The sequence below is a fragment of the Defluviitoga tunisiensis genome, assembly GCF_000953715.1.
Taxonomy (GTDB): Bacteria; Thermotogota; Thermotogae; order Petrotogales; family Petrotogaceae; genus Defluviitoga; species Defluviitoga tunisiensis.
In genome coordinates this window covers 1,103,721-1,121,448 of the sequence record NZ_LN824141.1, presented here as the reverse complement: position 1 = coordinate 1,121,448, position 17,728 = coordinate 1,103,721, and the positions used below count along the sequence as shown (strand labels likewise).

At 31.5% G+C, this 17,728-nt stretch carries 12 protein-coding genes and 1 pseudogene; 6 read left to right on the top strand and 7 right to left on the bottom strand.

Annotation, left to right across the window (positions count from 1 at the left end):
- Window positions 1–99: 99 nt before the first annotated feature.
- Entirely contained in the window at window positions 100–1,551 is a 1,452-nt protein-coding gene (locus DTL3_RS05200; protein ID WP_045087823.1) for a rhamnulokinase, read from the top strand.
- A 52-nt stretch (window positions 1,552–1,603) separates the two neighbouring features.
- Here DTL3_RS05200 and DTL3_RS05195 read toward each other — a convergent pair whose 3' ends face one another.
- Window positions 1,604–3,508 carry a 5'-nucleotidase C-terminal domain-containing protein gene (locus tag DTL3_RS05195; RefSeq protein ID WP_052670391.1) on the bottom strand — a complete coding sequence of 635 codons (1,905 nt, stop codon included), beginning with the start codon at window positions 3,506–3,508 and terminating at the stop codon, window positions 1,604–1,606.
- Between the two features lie 189 nt (window positions 3,509–3,697).
- On the opposite strand from DTL3_RS05195, the gene DTL3_RS05190 reads away from it, so the two are divergent.
- Entirely contained in the window at window positions 3,698–5,782 is a 2,085-nt protein-coding gene (locus DTL3_RS05190) for a substrate-binding domain-containing protein (RefSeq protein WP_045087822.1), read from the top strand.
- A gap of 13 nt (window positions 5,783–5,795) precedes the next feature.
- Here the strand turns inward: DTL3_RS05190 and DTL3_RS05185 are convergent, their stop codons facing one another.
- Both DTL3_RS05185 and DTL3_RS05180 read right to left on the bottom strand, forming a co-directional pair.
- Entirely contained in the window at window positions 5,796–7,844 is a 2,049-nt protein-coding gene (locus DTL3_RS05185; protein WP_045087821.1) for a sensor domain-containing protein, read from the bottom strand.
- A gap of 410 nt (window positions 7,845–8,254) precedes the next feature.
- Window positions 8,255–9,610, bottom strand: a complete 1,356-nt coding sequence (locus DTL3_RS05180) for a transglutaminase-like domain-containing protein (protein WP_052670390.1) — start codon at window positions 9,608–9,610, stop codon at window positions 8,255–8,257.
- Window positions 9,611–10,105: 495 nt separating this feature from the next.
- Here DTL3_RS05180 and DTL3_RS05175 point away from each other — a divergent pair, with 495 nt between their 5' ends.
- Window positions 10,106–11,089 (top strand): Rpn family recombination-promoting nuclease/putative transposase, encoded by a 984-nt coding sequence (locus DTL3_RS05175; RefSeq protein WP_045087819.1) that lies wholly within the window; start codon window positions 10,106–10,108, stop codon window positions 11,087–11,089.
- Between the two features lie 225 nt (window positions 11,090–11,314).
- Here DTL3_RS05175 and hepT read toward each other — a convergent pair whose 3' ends face one another.
- Complete coding sequence (hepT, locus tag DTL3_RS05170) at window positions 11,315–11,725, bottom strand: type VII toxin-antitoxin system HepT family RNase toxin (protein ID WP_045087818.1); 411 nt, start codon at window positions 11,723–11,725, stop codon at window positions 11,315–11,317.
- Window positions 11,715–12,122: a type VII toxin-antitoxin system MntA family adenylyltransferase antitoxin gene (gene mntA, locus DTL3_RS05165; protein ID WP_045087817.1), complete on the bottom strand. Its 408-nt coding sequence runs from the start codon at window positions 12,120–12,122 to the stop codon at window positions 11,715–11,717. Before mntA ends, hepT begins: the two co-directional genes overlap by 11 nt.
- A gap of 618 nt (window positions 12,123–12,740) precedes the next feature.
- On the opposite strand from mntA, the gene DTL3_RS09720 reads away from it, so the two are divergent.
- Entirely contained in the window at window positions 12,741–13,184 is a 444-nt protein-coding gene (locus DTL3_RS09720) for an RpnC/YadD family protein (protein ID WP_197539501.1), read from the top strand.
- A gap of 144 nt (window positions 13,185–13,328) precedes the next feature.
- Here DTL3_RS09720 and DTL3_RS09460 read toward each other — a convergent pair.
- Window positions 13,329–13,457: pseudogene (locus DTL3_RS09460) on the bottom strand (RsiV family protein); the annotation flags it as partial.
- A gap of 452 nt (window positions 13,458–13,909) precedes the next feature.
- Between DTL3_RS09460 and DTL3_RS05155 the strand changes: the two are divergent.
- Both DTL3_RS05155 and DTL3_RS05150 read left to right on the top strand, forming a co-directional pair.
- Window positions 13,910–14,548 (top strand): MBL fold metallo-hydrolase, encoded by a 639-nt coding sequence (locus DTL3_RS05155; RefSeq protein WP_045087816.1) that lies wholly within the window; start codon window positions 13,910–13,912, stop codon window positions 14,546–14,548.
- Window positions 14,549–14,616: 68 nt separating this feature from the next.
- Window positions 14,617–15,327, top strand: coding sequence for a hypothetical protein (locus DTL3_RS05150; RefSeq protein ID WP_045087815.1), 711 nt, complete (start codon window positions 14,617–14,619; stop codon window positions 15,325–15,327).
- 115 nt (window positions 15,328–15,442) lie between these two features.
- On the opposite strand, the gene DTL3_RS05145 is transcribed toward DTL3_RS05150, so the two are convergent.
- Complete coding sequence (locus tag DTL3_RS05145; protein WP_144403484.1) at window positions 15,443–17,695, bottom strand: glycoside hydrolase family 3 C-terminal domain-containing protein; 2,253 nt, start codon at window positions 17,693–17,695, stop codon at window positions 15,443–15,445.
- Between the last annotated feature and the right edge of the window lie 33 nt (window positions 17,696–17,728).

The following is a 17,728-nucleotide window of genomic DNA, read 5'->3' as shown; positions in this document are numbered from 1 at the left end:
GGCAATCACAAATTGATAATATTGATAATTATAAAAGAAAGAAATTAAAGTCTTTGAGTTTAACTCTTTCATTATCAAATTATAAGGGGTGTAAATTAGTTGAAATATTTTAATTTAGCTGTTGATCTAGGTGCCTCAGGAGGCAAGGTTTTTGCAGGAACTCTACAAAACGACAAACTTGTTTTGCAAGAGGTTAATCGTTTTCCTAACAATGTGGTCGAAATAAATGGTGTCTCTTTTTGGGACATTCTGTACCTTTACAACAACATTCTTAACAGTGTAAATATTGCTCAAGAAAGAGGACTTGAAGTTCTTTCTTTAGGAATAGATAGTTGGGGTGTCGATTTTGGGTTACTGAACAAAAATAGATTTTTGATAAACAATCCTATTCACTACAGAAATATGTTTAAAACCAACATTATGCAAGAAGCTATTGAAAAAGTAGGTAAACAATGGATATATGAACATTCTCCAACCCAATTCCAACCCTTCAATACACTTTATCAGATATTAGCTTACAAAAAATATGCGCCAGATTTCTTAGAGATTTCTAAAGATTTACTGACCATCCCTTCTTTGTTCAATTATTTTTTAACAGAAGAGAAAGCTATAGACTTTACTATGGCCACCACAACCCAGATATATAACCATAGAAAGAGAAGTTGGGATGAAGAGATAATAAAAAGATTTGAAATACCAGATATACTACCAAAAATACTTCCTGCAGGAACAAAGATTGGAAAGATAAAAAAAGGGATTATAAACAAAAATTCAGAAATAGAAGTCGTCTTACCGGCAAGTCACGATACAGGATCGGCATTCGCTGCAATTTCATCTGATCCGAAAGACACCCTGTTTATAAGTTTAGGAACATGGTGTCTGACAGGTGCAATAGTAGATGAAGTTCCTATTAGCAAAGAACTTATGGAAAATAATCTAGCAGCTGAAGGGTGCTTAGACGGCTCTTATAGAATATTGGCAAACATAACTGGAATGTGGTTAATTCAGGGCATAATACAAAGTCTGAATCTTCCCGATAACAATGAAACTTATGATAAGATCACAAAAATGGCAAAAGAAGCGAAACCATTCACTTCATACATTAATGTTGATGACGCATCCTTACAAAATCCTGATGATATGATCAAAGCAATAAAAGAACAATCGATTAAAGATAGTAAACTAGAACTAAAAGACACTTCAGAGGTTATCAGGACAGCTTTAGAAGGGATTGCATTTAGAGTAAATGAAACTAAAGAAAAACTGGAAAAAATATTAAAAATTAATTTTAAAAGGGTACATGCAGTTGGTGGAGGAACAAGGAATAAATTACTATGTCAATTTATATCTGATGCAACTGGCCTAGAAGTAATTACAGGACCTGTCGAAGGAACAGCGGTGGGAAATTTAGTGTCTCAGTTGTATGCATTGGGAACATTGAAGAACTTTGAAGAAATAAGAGACTTAATTAAAAGATCATTTCAATTTCAAACATACGAGCCAGAAAATCCCAAATTATGGAAAGAAGCGTTTAGAAAATTAAAAATGTAATGAAATTCAATCAGAGGATGCTTAATAAAGCACCCTCTGATTTTTTAGTTCATTAGTAAGCTTTTATGAAACTTTGAATGTCTTCTACTCTAACAGGTTTATATTTATTAACCTCAATAATTCCTTCATTGGCTAATTCTTTAACTAGATTATGTAATTCTTCATCCCAATCATTACCGATTATTTTCCAATTTTCTTCATATTCAGGTTTGAGAACACCATTTTTAACCTCGATTATATACTTTTCTATCAATTTTCTTAAATCTCCTCCACTTATAGCGGAGAAATTTGGATGATCTTCTGTTCTTCCCAGTAGTTTTGGAAGTGGCTCTCCTTCCTTAAATACAGGGCCGTAAGTTAATAATTGAGTGTTAGCTCGATAATTGTTTACAGTCAAAGTAAGAACATCTTGGTCTTTGATAGATGTTCCATCAGATCTTCTAAGATTAACGATTCTCTCTCCTACAGGTTTGGATATATCTATTTCATAATAAACACCTTTGAAAATGTCATAATTGTATCCAGGAATCCTACTATTAAAAGAGATCGTTAAGTCATTTGGTTGATATTGGTTGTAGAAAGAAACTGACCATTCCATATATTTTTTCAATTGACTTCCAGTAACCTCAAGTACATACAAAGTATTGTCATATTTATATATTAAAGAAATATCTGATCTTTTTATTGGACCTTCTTTGATATTCGCATCTTCTCTAAATGCGGCTGCTGCAGAAACATCTATTTTTCTATCTATGACTTGTTCGCCAAAATACATTTGAACCGAGTTTATAAGATCTAAAAGCGCGGTTGGTTGGATCCACACCTGTGGTATCCCTTTTATTTCATCTTCAGGAACTAATGGTCCACCCACTAAAAATCCAATTTCTTCGTTTGCGTAATCTAACGCCTTATAGTGAAAAGGCTTTAATTTTCTTGTTAACTCTTTATCAGGCTGTACATATCCACTAGAAGTTTTTACATCATGATTTGCTGATCTCTTGTCTACGATTTCAAATTTATCGTCCTTCTTTTCGAGTTCTAACACAACTTGTGATACAACTCCACCACGACTTGCTGGTTCAACAAGTAATGTACCGTTCAATTTAACCTCTTGAGTTATATCGTTTTCCCGCTCATCAAAAATCTTGCCATTAATAGCCCTGTATATTTTTCCGTTGTAATAGTACATCTCAGCTATTTTCTGATGAGCATGGCCCAGTATTACTACATCTAAATCAGGAGTAATCTTTAAAATATCCAAAACACCGGAACCATAGGTGTCATATTCTTGTTCAAGGCCCATATGAAATGCACCTACAATTACATCAACTTTACCTTTTAACTGAGCAACAGCTATTCTTACCTCATCAACAGGATCAACTACTATATAATCCTTCAAGTTTGCAGCATCCCATCTTGTAATATTAGGAGTTACCATCCCTATTATTCCAACTTTTATTCCATCTTCTGTTGTAACAATCTTATACGGAGCAGCTAATCTTGTACCGTCTGGATTATATACATTACCACATAACACACTGTTAGGATCCTCATCTTTGGGAACAAATTGTCGCATAACCTTTTTAAGAGTGGGGATCCCATAGTTAAACTCATGGTTACCCAAAACAAAAACATCGTAATTCATCTCATTCAATGCAAAGATCATTGGATGAATCGCATCGTCTAAAAAAATGTGAGAAAGATTTTCTTGGATAGTATCACCGTTGTCAATAAGAATTGTATTACTTGGGTTTTCACTCTTTAGCTCTCTAATTATGGTTGCAACTTGAGCTAGACTTCCACTATAATCTGGTTGGTTTAAAGCATAATCATAAGGTAAAAAACGCCCATGTAGATCAGACGTAGCCAAAATCTGGAGTTCTATAGATTCTGCAAAAAATATTGAAAAGACACATAATAATACCAAAAACATGCTAAGAAATTTCTTTGTTGACATATTCCCACTCCTTTCTATATAGTTTATCCTTATTTTATTATAACAAAAGTGAATAAATTCTTTTTGTCTATTTTGATTTATTATATAAATTGACAAAAATCCGCTTTTTTTTGATATAATTCTACTGTTAACATATTTAATTTCTAATTGTAACTCAATTTTATATTTAATAGGATAGGGGGATGGGAAATGTACAAAAAGGTAACTATATTTATTTCAACTGTCTTATTAATCATCGCATTTGTCACAATACGTCATATGACGTTGCTTGGAAGCATTCTGTTTATAGTAGGAATATTAGGAAACATATTTTCAATCTTTTTCTTAGATAAAGGAAAAGAAAAAGATGTCGATATTGTATACACTAAGATAAAAAACAAGGACCTTTTGGTAGACAATATAGTAAAAAAACTAGAAAAAGAAAATGAGAAACTCTATTATCTTTTCGATGAATTTACTAAAGTTATAAGAGACTTTCGAACTTCTATAGAAGAGATGACAAATCTTTCCAAGGTAGTAAAACAAACCGCTAATGAATCATCCCTGCTTTCTCAAAACCTTATTGATATTAATAATTTTATAGTTGAAGGTGCTCAGAAACAAGCTATGGATGCTGAAAATGTTACAAAAGATTTGATTGAATTATCAAATAGTTTTGATAGGATGTTCAACAACATCAATGAAATAGAAGATGAAATCAACAAGCTTAAAGAAAAAAGCAATAAAGGAATATCAAATATATCAGTATCCATGAAAGAAAGTGAGGAAATGCAAACCGCCTTTTCTAAGGCTATTCAAACAGAGCAGGCGTTAAAAAACAGTGTAGATAATGCGTATAAAATTATATCTTCCATAGATTCACTAGCAGAAAGAATTAATTTAGTTTCACTTAATGCAGCAATAGAAGCGGCAAGAGCAGGAGAGGCTGGAAGAGGTTTTTCAGTTGTAGCGCAAGAAATTAGAGATTTAGCTGAGCAAAGTAATAACCTTGTCCAAGAAATAGGGGAAACACTAAAATTAATTAATGAAAAAGTTGATTCTACTATTGAATTAATTAATCATCTAGACGAAAGGGCTAATTCTCAACTTGAAGCAAACTCTGAAGTATACGATACTTTTAAGGATATATACTTTAGCATCGCTGATTCTATAACCAAACTTTCAGCACTAAAAGATAGTGTTTCAGAATTGGCGGATATTAAAGACTCTGTGATTAACTCCATTACAAATATTGCTTCTCTCTCACAAGAATTTGCAGCATCTACAGAGGAAGCTCAGTCAATTAGCGAAATGCAAAAAGAATCCAACCTCATGCTATTTGACCTTGCCCAAAAATTAATGAAAACAGTTCAAGAAGTAAGTACTGGGATAGCTAATTACAATATAGATGTACAAGAAAAGAAGGTAAAAAAGATCGGTTTTGTACATCTTCTACCTGAGGATCACCCATTTATTACCGAAATGATAAGAAACGGACAAAAAACTGCCGAGAGGTATGGTTATGAATTTTTGGTAAACTGTCCAGAAGCTGGTGCTCAAAGGTTCGAAAGACAAATAGAAAAGATAAGGGAACTTGAAGAAAAGGGTATAGATTATTTAATATTAACCCCGGCAGACAGTGAACGTTTTGTCAATATAATCAACAATCTAGATGCAAAAGGCATTAAAACAATATGTATTGACTCTGATTGTCTAAACAGCAAAAGACTAAGCTTTATCGGTACAGATAATTATGCTGCTGGAATAAAAATGGGTGAAGTAATAGCCAAGCACCTTAAAAACAAAGAAAAAGGCGACGTAATAATCAGTATGACAGACAGAAATCGAACAAATATGGTAGAACGTTTAACAGGTGTAGAAGACGAGCTAAAAAAACACAAAAATCTAAAAATAATTGCAATGGACTATGGAAAGATAAACACAACTGACAGAATAAAAAATTTAGAAGAGCTAGTAAGAAAATATCCACATTTTGATCTAATGGCGGGGCTTGATGCACATTTTTGCGAAATGGTTGAAATACTCAAAAAGAAATGCAATTTAACAGATAAAATTTTTATAGGTTTTGATAATATCCCCAAAAACATTGAACTTCTTGAAAAAGGTGTTGTTGATGCAATAGTAGCCCAACGTCAAGAATTATTCACAAATATCGCCATAAGAAAAATATATAGTTATGAAGCGGGCAACCCTGAAACTGGCGTTGAGCTGTTAGACACCTATGAAATCAATAAAATTAATGTTGGTGCACTACTAGCATTAAAGAAAGAATAATAAATATTAGTCTTTAACAAAATGATTCTACAAATTCAGGTAAAGGAAGAGGTTTACTAAAATAATAACCCTGTATTTCATAACATCCTTTTGATTGAAGAAAGGACAACTGTTCTTCTGTTTCTACCCCTTCTGCAATAACTTCAAGCCCTAAAATATGAGACATAGAAATTATACTAGAGACGAGCCTTTTTGAAGACTCACTTTTTAAAAGGTCATCAACAAAAGATTTATCGATCTTTATTTTGTCAATCCTTAACTTGTTAAGATATGACAATGAAGAAAAACCTGTACCAAAATCATCTAAAGCTATTTGCAGCCCCATTTTTTTTAAGGCATTAATCTTTTTCTGTGCAGAATAAAAGTCATCAATGAAAATCTCCTCAGTCAGTTCAACCCCTAAACACGAAGGATCTATACCATACTTATCCAAAACAATCTCAATAAAATTCAAAAAATCTTCATCTTCAAAAAAAGATTTAGAAACATTAAAAAATACCTTTAATCTATTCTTTGAAGAATTCAGTTCTTTAGCTATTTTAGTAGTACTTTCTAAAACAAATCTATCTATCTCAGTCATCAACCCTTTTTTCTTTGCAACCTCTAAAAAGTCCATAGGAGATAAAATAGTGCCGTCGCTCTTTTGTAACCTAACTAAAGCCTCTGCACCTATTAACTCAAAATTACGTGTTTCTATCTGTGGCTGAAAAAATAATACAAGCTTATTGTTCTGTAGGGCCTGATATATCTCTTCTTCAATAAGATTTTCATATTTTATCAAATTAGATAAATCTGGTGAATAAAAGTTGATATCGTTTTTTGAAGAAACGTTTAACGCCGTTCTAGCTTGATTTATCAACTGCTCAGGATCATTTGAATTATGAGGATAAGTACTGATACCAATTCTTGCTTTAATAAATGCTTTTTCTCCAAATATTTGCAAAGGCTCTGCTAATGTTTTAATTAATGTATTTGAAATTTCTTCTATATTCTCTAAAGAGTTAAGACTTCCAAATAAAGCAAATTCGTCATCAGCAATTCTTGAAACAAAAAAATCGTTCGCTGCAATTTTCGTAACTCTTTCTGTTATTTCTTTTATAATAATGTTTGTTTTCTCAAAATCATAAACTATAGGTAACTCGTGCATTTTATTAATCTTTATCACTATTAGGACATATTCTGCATCACTATTCACTGTAGTTTTTGAAATAACATCTCTCATTTTCTCTAATAGAAATTCTTTATTTGGCAACCATGTTTGAAAGTCATACTTATGTACCCTGGTAAGCTCTTCTTCTCTTTTAATATTAGTAGTTATATCAGAATTGATTGCAATATAGCCTATTAGCTCGTTGTTGTACCCCTTAATTTCAAAGATATTCGAATATGTAAAAATGATTTCTCCATTCTTTTTCTTATTGATTATCCTACCATTCCAAAATCCCTTCGTCTTAAGGTCATACCACATTCTCTGATAAAAAGTTTTATCATGCATATTAGAAGACCAAAAATGGGGATCTTTTCCAACTACTTCTTCAAGAGAATAACCCATCATATCACTAAAAGCCTTATTAATCGTTACTACTTTATTGTTTTTATCAGTTATTACAATAGCCTGCTGGGAATTATCAAACACATCTTTTGGAAAGAAAGTTTCAGGAGTTATCCTTCCGTACTTCTGTTTAGTATTTCTAATCAATATATATATGATATCCCTATCATCCATTCGTTTTTTCTTTCCAACTAATTCAAAATTATCAAAGCCTTCACGTTTTTCCTTTAACGATACTCTTAAAATCCATTCACTACCATAATCATAATTATTTAAATTGTGCTGAAACCTGTGAAAATCTTCTTCTCGCAATAATTTTATTAATTCATCTAGATTTCTAGGGATTTCATCTTTTCCAAAGCCGGTCACTCTCTTAAAATTTGATGAGTACAAAATCTTATGATTTGACAAATCTATTCTTATAACGGCCCCCGTGTGCATCTCTGATGAAGATTCATACATGTCTAATATCTCGCCTATTTCTTCTGTGCTTAGTCTCTGATCTCTCATATCTCGGCCACCTTTTTTAGAATAATCTTTGCTAGTTCTCATAATATAGTATAACATTTTTTTACATTAAAATAAATAACAGATAAAATCTTATTAATTTTTTTGTTTGTAAAATTCTTATTTAGTGAAGCTTACTATAAGACTTATAACAGGAAAAACAACATACTTATTGTTCCTGATTGTTAATAAAAGTAAATTAAAAGATAACATTGTATTAAAAAAACATCTTTAAAGACTAATATTTTCTAAACATCTTCATTTGATGAAAAAAATGTTATTTTCCCTCAATATTTTTTTAATAATTAACCATCACATTATCTAATAAGAAATGTATTTATCTTTTGAAACTATTTCAACAAAAAATCCCCTCTAGAAAGAGGGGAAAGATTAATTATAATTAGATATTAAGGCTAAATTTCATGCACATCTATTATATCCATTATAACATCGAATTCATTTCTTGAAAAACCTTTGTCAAGATATTCTACCTCACCTACTTGATTATCGTATGGATCAGATCTTAAGAATTTCTTTTGTGGCAAAAGGTCATAGTGAAATTCCGAATTAGCAACCATTCTAAAGGGGTCTAGGTTACCAAAATAGAAATTCCATCTTCTTTCATTTTTAGCCCTGTAAGCACTGCCACCAAATGAAAGATCTGCAAATAACCATCCATATGGTTCTATATAAAACTGTGCCCAATCATGAGGGCCAACACCATATGGAGTTACATACAAACCCGATTGCCATTTTGCTGGAATTCCTACAATTCTACATAAGGTTATAAACAGAAGGGCTTGAACACCGCAATCTCCTTTCAAATTGTATGCAGCATATTCTGGAATATTAACAATTGACACATAAGGTCTGACATAAGAGTACTGAACATTTTGAGTTATATAATCATAAATCTTTCTAGCCTTAAGCAAAGGATTTACTTCTTCTTTAACTATCTCTCTTGCCAAATCTACTAAAAATGGAGAAAACTTGATTTGAGGTAACCATTCATTTGTGTGAAATTTGGGCTGCCTTTTAAGCACTTTATTAAAATCAGGATTTACATATTTTACATGATTTTCGTATGAATATTCGACTGTAAAATTTTCGTTTTCTTTCAATTGTTCTTCAAAGAATATAGTTCTTTGGGGGTATGTTTCTGGAGAGATAAATTTTGCAGTATGAGAGGTGTTAAGTATGTTAATATTAGCTATCTGTTGAGCTTTTTGTGGAATAGGCAAGTGAACCCTCACAGTTTCATTAATTCTGGCATGCTCACTTTTCATCTTAATACCAGTTTTGAGATGGATGAAATAGCTTTTTTCGCCTTTTTCAATAATTTCTTTTATAGCGTTGTCTAAGAAGTCCCTTTCCTCTTCATCTTCTATTTCTTTAATTCTCAGACGTTCTTTAATTGTTGGATGCACTTTTATGATATTATCTAAAAATCGCTTGCTGAACATCTCTCTTCCTTCAATGAATATCCAATCTGCATAGCGTTGATCTTTCAAATCTTCTAAATCTTGCCTTGTAAAACCTTCAATTTTTTCTTGAGCTAGCTCCAAAGCTTCTTCGAAAGTATATATGTATTCATTTTTAAGAACATCTATTCTGTACTTTTCAAAGTTTAGGCGTTGCTTCAACGTATTTGAAATATTTCTATCTAAATAAATATCAATCAATCTAACTGCTTTTTGAAATTCTCCAAAACAAATTAAATTATTTACATCTTCAGGTAAATCGGCTATCAAAAAATCTAAATTGTTCAAAATATTTCGCCTCCTATAATTTGAAGATACAAACTATTCTTAACTTTTATTATACTATATTTTGTTATAATCCACATAAATTCAAACCTTGTAGAGCCGCTCTATACGAGCGTCTCGTTTTTTGTTTTAAATAATGATAAAACCTTGGAGACGCCCATATAGGTCGTCTCTACACTTGATTTAATAAATGTTTAAATCAATTATTGATTGGTAAACATATAATTTGTGTTTTGAATTATTCTAGGAAACTACATCAATTTTTAGTTGTAGAGACGCTCTATACGAGCGTCTTTTTTGTTTTCAAAATAACCATTAAACCCAGAGACGCCCATATAGGTCGTCTCTACACGAGGTTAAATCAATTTTTGGAAGATTATTAAATGTAAAATTACCCGTCCTTGAATAAGAACAGTTGTTTTGTATGGTATAATTAAGGTGGAAGTTAAATTACTGAACTTATTGATGCTCAAATAACACCAAAAGTGAGGACACCTAATGAACGAAATAAACAATCCACATGATGCTTTTTTCAAAATGAGTTTTGGAGATATAGAAATAGCAAAAGATTTCTTACAAAACTATCTACCAAAAAATGTTGTTAAAGCGATAGATTTAAATTATTTAGTGAAAGAAAATGGAAGTTATGTAGATGAGGAATTTCAAAATGTGCAATCAGATTTATTATGGAAAACTAAGATAAACAATCATGCGGGATATATATACTTTCTATTTGAGCATAAGAGTTATAAAGATAAAAAAATCATATTTCAGTTATTAAAATACATGCTTAAAATATGGGAAGATACATACGAAAAATCAAAAAATACTATTCCGATAATAATACCCATAGTAATATACCATGGAGAAACTGCATGGAATATAGAAACTAACCTAATAAACCTTATTGAAGGAATAAAAGCCATGCCCGAAGAAATAAGAAAATACATACCAAGTTATGAGTATGAGCTGCAAGATTTCTCACCAAAGTCGAAAGCAAGTATAGTAGGGGAAGCGTACACAAGATTGGTGATAGAAGTAATGAGGAGTGCATTTGAAAAAGATATAGAAAGATTTTACAAAGCATTTAGGCTAATAGTAGAACTAATAAATAAAATGCAAGATAAAGAAAAAGCAGATGAAGTATTTGAGATGTGTATAAAATACCTATTAAATGTAAGAGATGATATAGAAATAGAAGAATTAGAAAGAACAGCAAAAGAAGAATCGGTTGAAAGGGGTGAATTGATAATGTCGATAGCTGAGAAGTTAAGAGAAGAAGGTATTGAAAAAGGTATTGAAAAAGGAAAAATAGAAGGAAAAAAGGAAATTGCTATTAATGTATTGAGTCGAAGATTTGAAAATGAATTAACAGAAGAATTGAAAGAGAAAATTCGAAATGCTGATGATGAAACAATTAATTACATCGGAGATAATCTATTAGAAATAACGATAGAAGAATTGAAAGAAATTTTGAATTAGAAATAGTAATTATTAGTTTTTGTATGAAAAATAAGACATTATTAATCAGGTAAATGTATTATAATAAATATTAATCCATAATTGTAGAGACGCTCTATACGAGCGTCTTTTTTTAAGGATATTGATTTTGAAATCAGGAGACGCGCGTATAGCACGTCTCTACACAAGCTTAAATCAGTGTTTAAAACTATTTACTTATTATATTGTATTTGATTTTCTTACTTTTTAATCTAATAATTTTAAAGTTATTTTTGTAAATTCAAGAAAATCGTTTAGATGTTCTTCAATAATTTTTTGAACTATGCTCAAATTAAGAGCTTGATAATCATGAACAGCTATATTTCGAAATCCTACCATCGCTTTCAATCTGTCAGCTAACCTTTCATCAATAATGTTCGCTTCATTAAGAATATCAAAAACTTGACGAGTTGTCTGTGGAACTCCTAATTTATTAGTAGATACAATATGCATAGCTATATCTATACAAGCTTCACACGCTCTTTGAATATTTAATATTATTGAGTCTTGCTTTGTGTAGTTTTTTAAATTTTCTGGATCATCGTTATATTCTTCATTTATTCTATAAATACATCTCTCAATAGTCGCTGTTTTATTTATTATAATATCATTTTGCATATATGCTCCCACTTTCTTTTATTTTATCTAGAATTTCTTCTCGTTCTTCATTTAACCTTGCATAACTTTTATAGGTAATCATTTCAAAGATGGCTCTTTTTTTCTCATCACGAGAGTAAATTACAATTCCGGTGCTTATTATTTGAGTTTGAAAAACAGTAGTCGCTTTTTTAATATCTATTAAATCTACTTCTCTGCCTACTAAATCAGCTAACTTCTGAGATAAAAGAAAAAGATCAAATGGATCTACGGATTTTTCACTCAAAAAGGCGATATCAATATCGCTATCTTCTCTCATTGTGTTTTTTACTGAAGATCCAAAAAGATATATTACATCTACATCTAAATTTTTGATTAAAAAGTTTTTTATAATATCAATTTGCTGCTGGGTTATCATTTTGACATCCCCTCTTATTCGATTTTCAAATACTTTGCGATAGAGTCATTAAATGTTATTTCTCCTAATTTAATTATATCATACAGTTTTAAATTTAAAGAGAGGAGATCTTTGGTTTATTAATTAAGGAAAATAATAATGCACAAAAAAGATTTGTTGTTAGGGTTTAGATGATTTTTGAATGTTATTTTTATTAATTTTATTATATCATTAACACTCAAGCAATAGATATTATTGAAATTATAAAAATCAACTATACTTCTTTAAAAAGAGAAACTATAGAGCAATATGATATAATTTTAATAATTATCATGTATATAAACTATCTTGTAACGTGTATTTATTTAATCTTCATGCAAAAACACTATCACAAACAAAACTTCTTAAAGTGAAAAAGATACATCGAGCTTAAAAGTTAATGTTGTTGTACAAAAAGAAGATAATTGGTATGTAGCTAGATGCAAGGAACTTTAAAAGGTATTCTTCAACGAGCAAGTTTAGATATCGACGAATTTTCGAAATATCTGTAATCACATAATTTATCAACTGTTGACTTTATGGGATCTAATTTGGGAACTGTAAGCAGAGCCCATATCTTTCGGATTTAATGGCGTCTAAATGCGTAAATATAATGTAAGACGATTTTACAAAGCATTTAGGCTAATAGTAGAGCTAATAAATAAAATGCAAGATAAAGAAAAAGCAGATGAAGTATTTGAGATGTGTATAAAATACCTATTAAATGTAAGAGATGATATAGAAATAGAAGAATTAGAAAGAACTGCAAAAGAAGAATCAGTTGAAAGGGGTGAATTGATAATGTCGATAGCTGAAAAGTTAAGAGAAGAAGGTATTGAAAAAGGTATTGAAAAGGGTATTGAAAAAGGGAAAATAGAAGGAAAAAAGGAAGTTGCTATTAATGTATTGAGTCGAAGATTTGGAAATGAATTAACAGAAGAATTGAAAGAGAAAATTCGACATGCTGATGATGAAACAATTAATTACATCGGAGATAATCTATTAGAAATAACGATAGAAGAATTGAAAGAAATTTTGAATTAGAAATAGTAATTATTAGTTTTTGCAAGGAAAAATAAAACAATATTTATTAGGTAAATATATTATACAAGCATTAATTTACAATTGTAGAGACGCGCTACACGCGCGTCTCGTTTTTTAGTTTTAAAGCATTATTCCCCAATTAAATCATTCTATCCCTAATTCTTCTAGTGAAAATTTAAACTCTCTTATCCCAGATACATATGGCGCAATTTCATATAATTGAAAAACTATTACTAACTCATCATTTGAAATATAATAATTATCAATCATTTCTACTGTAGTTTCTTTAAATTTTTATAAAAATACCTCCATAACTCTAATTCTTACTAACTATGAATTCCTTTAACTTCTTCGCTACGTTTAGCAAAGGAGAGGCGAGAGGACTCTGCCCTTAACCCATTATAAATCCAACAACATATTTTTAAAAAAATCTCCATTTGTAAAGTATCTATTTATATTGTTTTAGAATTAAGAAGAACGAAAAGTAAAACTTTCACTATATAATCTCCTTTTAATCTACATTTTTTCAAATTTAGAAACGATCTACACAGAAGTCTCTAACTTTTTTTATCCCCATGTTTATTTTACAATACACTTTTCATTTTACCTAATTATTTTAAACATGCATAATTATTTTAAATATGCATAATATAGTTGAAATTTGATATAATAAAATGTATGTGTTTAAAGAAAATTGAGGTAGATTATAGAAAGGGGAGGAACCAATGAAGGTCACAATCCTTTACGATAACGTCGCATATAACAAAGACTTGGAACCTAATTGGGGATTTTCAGCCTTGATAGAAAAAGAAGGTGCTCCAAAAATACTGTTTGATACAGGTAGTAGTGGAAAAATTTTGCTTAATAATATGAGAAAGCTTGGTATATCACCAAACTCTATAGATGAAATTTTTATTTCTCATGCTCATTATGATCATGTTGGTGGATTATCTGGCTTTCTGTCAGAGAATGATCAAGTAAAAGTATGGGTGCCACCTGTTTTTAAAGGGGTTAAGAATGCAAGAGAAGTTGTCACAATATATAGTGCAACTAAGATTCACGAAGGAGTCTATTCTACTGGAGGTATATACGGAATCGAGCAATCTCTTTGTGTAGAAACCAGCAAAGGAATTGTTATTATTACAGGGTGTTCTCATCCTAAGATGGAAGACATTTTAAAGGCTGCTTCTCAATTTGGTGAAGTCTATGGGATTATTGGGGGTCTGCATGGTACCCCTGCTGAATCTTTAGAGGGGTTAAAACTAATCTGTGCTACTCATTGTACAGAACAGAAAGATAAAATAAAGCAAATATATCCAAATTCCTATCTTGAAGGTGGAGCAGGAAGAACAATTGAGATATAGTTAATAATTGAATAGATAAATAGTCCTCAAAAATTAGTTTTAATCTTAGGTTACGAGGAGGATAATTAATGACCCAAATCGAAGCTGTAAGAAAAGTTATGGAAGAAAACGGTGGATATGCTACCCTTAATTATTTATACACACATGTCTTAAAAGTACCTGGAGTTAAATGGGAAACTAAAACTCCCTATGCCTCAATACGTAGGATTGTTCAAAACGAACAGTATTTTTTCAAAATCAAACCTGGTTTATGGGCTTTGAAAAGTTATAAAGATAAATTACCTAAAGAAGTTCTTTCGTTGATGGAAATAAGTAAAAATCCCAAAAAAGAAGAAAATATAAATCATACTTATTATCAAGGGGTGCTTGTTGAATGGGGTAATATTCTAGGATTTGAAACTTATGTACCACCACAAGATAAAAACAAAAAATATTTAGAAAAACCATTAATAGAATATGTAACTCTCAAAGAAGTATATAATTTTACTTATGATAGCATAATCCGAACCATCAAGACGATAGATGTTATTTGGTTTAATTCAAGAAAATTTCCTGAATATGTTTTTGAAGTTGAACATACAACAGATTTTATCAATTCTTTAACAAAATTTTCACAACTACAAGACTTTTCTGTTAAGATGAATATAGTTGCACCTAAGCAAAGGAAAGAAGAATTCAAAGATAAATTAAGTAAATTTGCGTTTAAACCCATAGAAGAAAGAATACAATTTATAAGTTATGACAATCTTCACAATTGGCTTCAAAAATTAAATCGCTAAAGACCAACAATAGGTTACTAAATAATAATCCAATCTAAAACAAGGAGACGCCCGTGTAGGGCGTCTCTACTGTTCCAAATGGGGCTCAAACAGAGCCCCTCTTTATTGGAGATTGTTATTTATTCAACACTTCTAGTAACTTTTGCAACATTTCATCAGTGAAATTTCCTTTGCTAAAACTGACTAACCCTCTTAGTGGCATATCCATAATCCATTTTATTACATCGTTCACATCTTCTTTTTCCTTACCAGGTTCTTTTATCTTTTCTAATATACTGTCTACTACATCTAAAATTATTTTTTCTGTTTTTGCGTCTTCTAACAAATCTCTTACAAGCGAATTCCTATCGTATTTTTTCTTTATAGTAACTGTTGAATTCACTTTTACTGTTTCTTTTAATTCTATCTCTTTTGATGATTTACCTACCAGTATCTCAAACTCTCCACTTTCTACATACCAGTCTCTTATCTCTGTGTTGTAATATGCAAATGACCTTTTATCTAGTTTAAACGTTACTGTCTTTTCTTCTCCTGGCTCTAGTTCTATCTTTTCAAAGCCTTTTAATTCTTTTTCTGGCCTGTTTACTTTACTTTCTACATCCCTTACATACAGTTGTACTATCTCTTTTCCTTTTACCTTTCCTGTGTTTTTTACCTTCACTTTTACTTCTATCGTTTCTTTGTCTGTTATTTCTTTTTTGTCTACACTTATGTCTGTGTATTCAAATGTTGTGTAACTTAATCCATATCCAAATGGGAATAGTGGTTCTATCTCTTTTTTGTCGTAGTATCTGTAGCCTACAAATACTCCTTCTCTGTATTCTACTTTGTTTCCTTCTCCTGGAAAGTTTAGGTACGATGGGTTATGACTTAGTTTTTTGGGGAAGGTTTCTGCTAGTTTTCCACTTGGGTTTACTTCTCCAAAGAGTATGTCTGCTACAGCTCCTCCTCCTGCTTGACCTCCTAGGTAACTTTCTAGTAGTCCTTTGACTTTATCTATCCACGGTATTTCTACGGGAGCTCCGTTACTTAATACTACTATTGTGTTTGGTTGTACTTTTGACACTTCTTCTATTAGTTTGTTGTGGTTTTCTGGCATTTTCATGTGTTTTCTATCGTATCCTTCTGATTCGTATCTGTCTGGTAATCCTGCAAAGATTATCGCTACATTTGATTTTTTCGCTGTTTCTTTTGCTTTGTCTATTAGTTCTTGGTTCATTTCATCGTTGTCTAGGTTGTATCCTTCTTCGTAGATGATTTTTGCTTTTCCTTGGACTAGCTTTTCTATCTCTTCTAGGGCGTTATCTAGTTTTGTTGGGTTGACGTGTGAGCTTCCTCCTCCTTGGTATCTTGGCTTTTTCGCAAATGCCCCTATTATCGCTATGGTTCCTTCTTTTTTTAGCGGTAGGATGTTGTCTTGGTTCTTTAGGAGTACCATGCTTTCTCCTGCTATCTTTCTTGCTAGTTTGTGGTGGGCTTGTTTGTCGTATGTTGTTCCTCGGTTTCTGTTATCTACTGCCTTGAATATTATTTTTAGTAGTCTTTCTACTGTTTGATCTAGTTCTTTTTCGTCAAGTTTCCCTATCTTCACTGCTTCTATTATCTTTTGGTCTCCTATCCCATAACTTGATGGCATTTCTAGGTCTAACCCCGCTTCTAATGCATCTACCCTTTCATCTACCGCTCCCCAGTCTGATACTACAAATCCTTCAAACCCCCACTCTTCTTTTAGTATCTCTGTTAGTAGGTATTTGTTTTCAGAGGCTAGTATCCCATTTACCCTGTTGTATGAGCACATGACTGTCCAGGGTTTGCCTTCTTTTACTGCTCCTTCAAAGTTTGATAAATATATTTCTCTTAATGTTCGTTCGTCTATTGTTTCGTCTATGGTGAATCTTCTGTATTCTTGGTTGTTCGCTGCGTAATGTTTTAAGGAGGTTCCTACTCCCATACTTTGTACTGCTTGTATGTAGGCTGTTGCTAATTGGCTTGATAGGTATGGATCTTCTGAGAAGTATTCGAAGTTTCTTCCACAAAGCGGTGACCTTTTTATGTTTATTGCTGGCCCTAATATGATGTCTACTTCTTCTGCTTGACATTCTTGAGCTATGGCTTGTCCCATTTGTTTGATTAGTTCTCTATCCCAGGAACTTGCAGTTGTTACTGCTGTTGGAAAACATGTTGAGGGTACACTGTTTCTTTGGTTTGGTACTTCTTTCCTTAATCCGTGTGGCCCATCACTCATCTTTATTGAAGGTATTCCTAACCTTTCTATGGGTTTTGTGTGCCAATTGTCTAACCCTGAACATAAGCTAGCTTTTTCTTCAAGTGTCATCTGCGCAATTAGACTTTTTATGTCTCTTTCCACTTTTTTCACATCCTTGTTTGTAATAGTATTTGT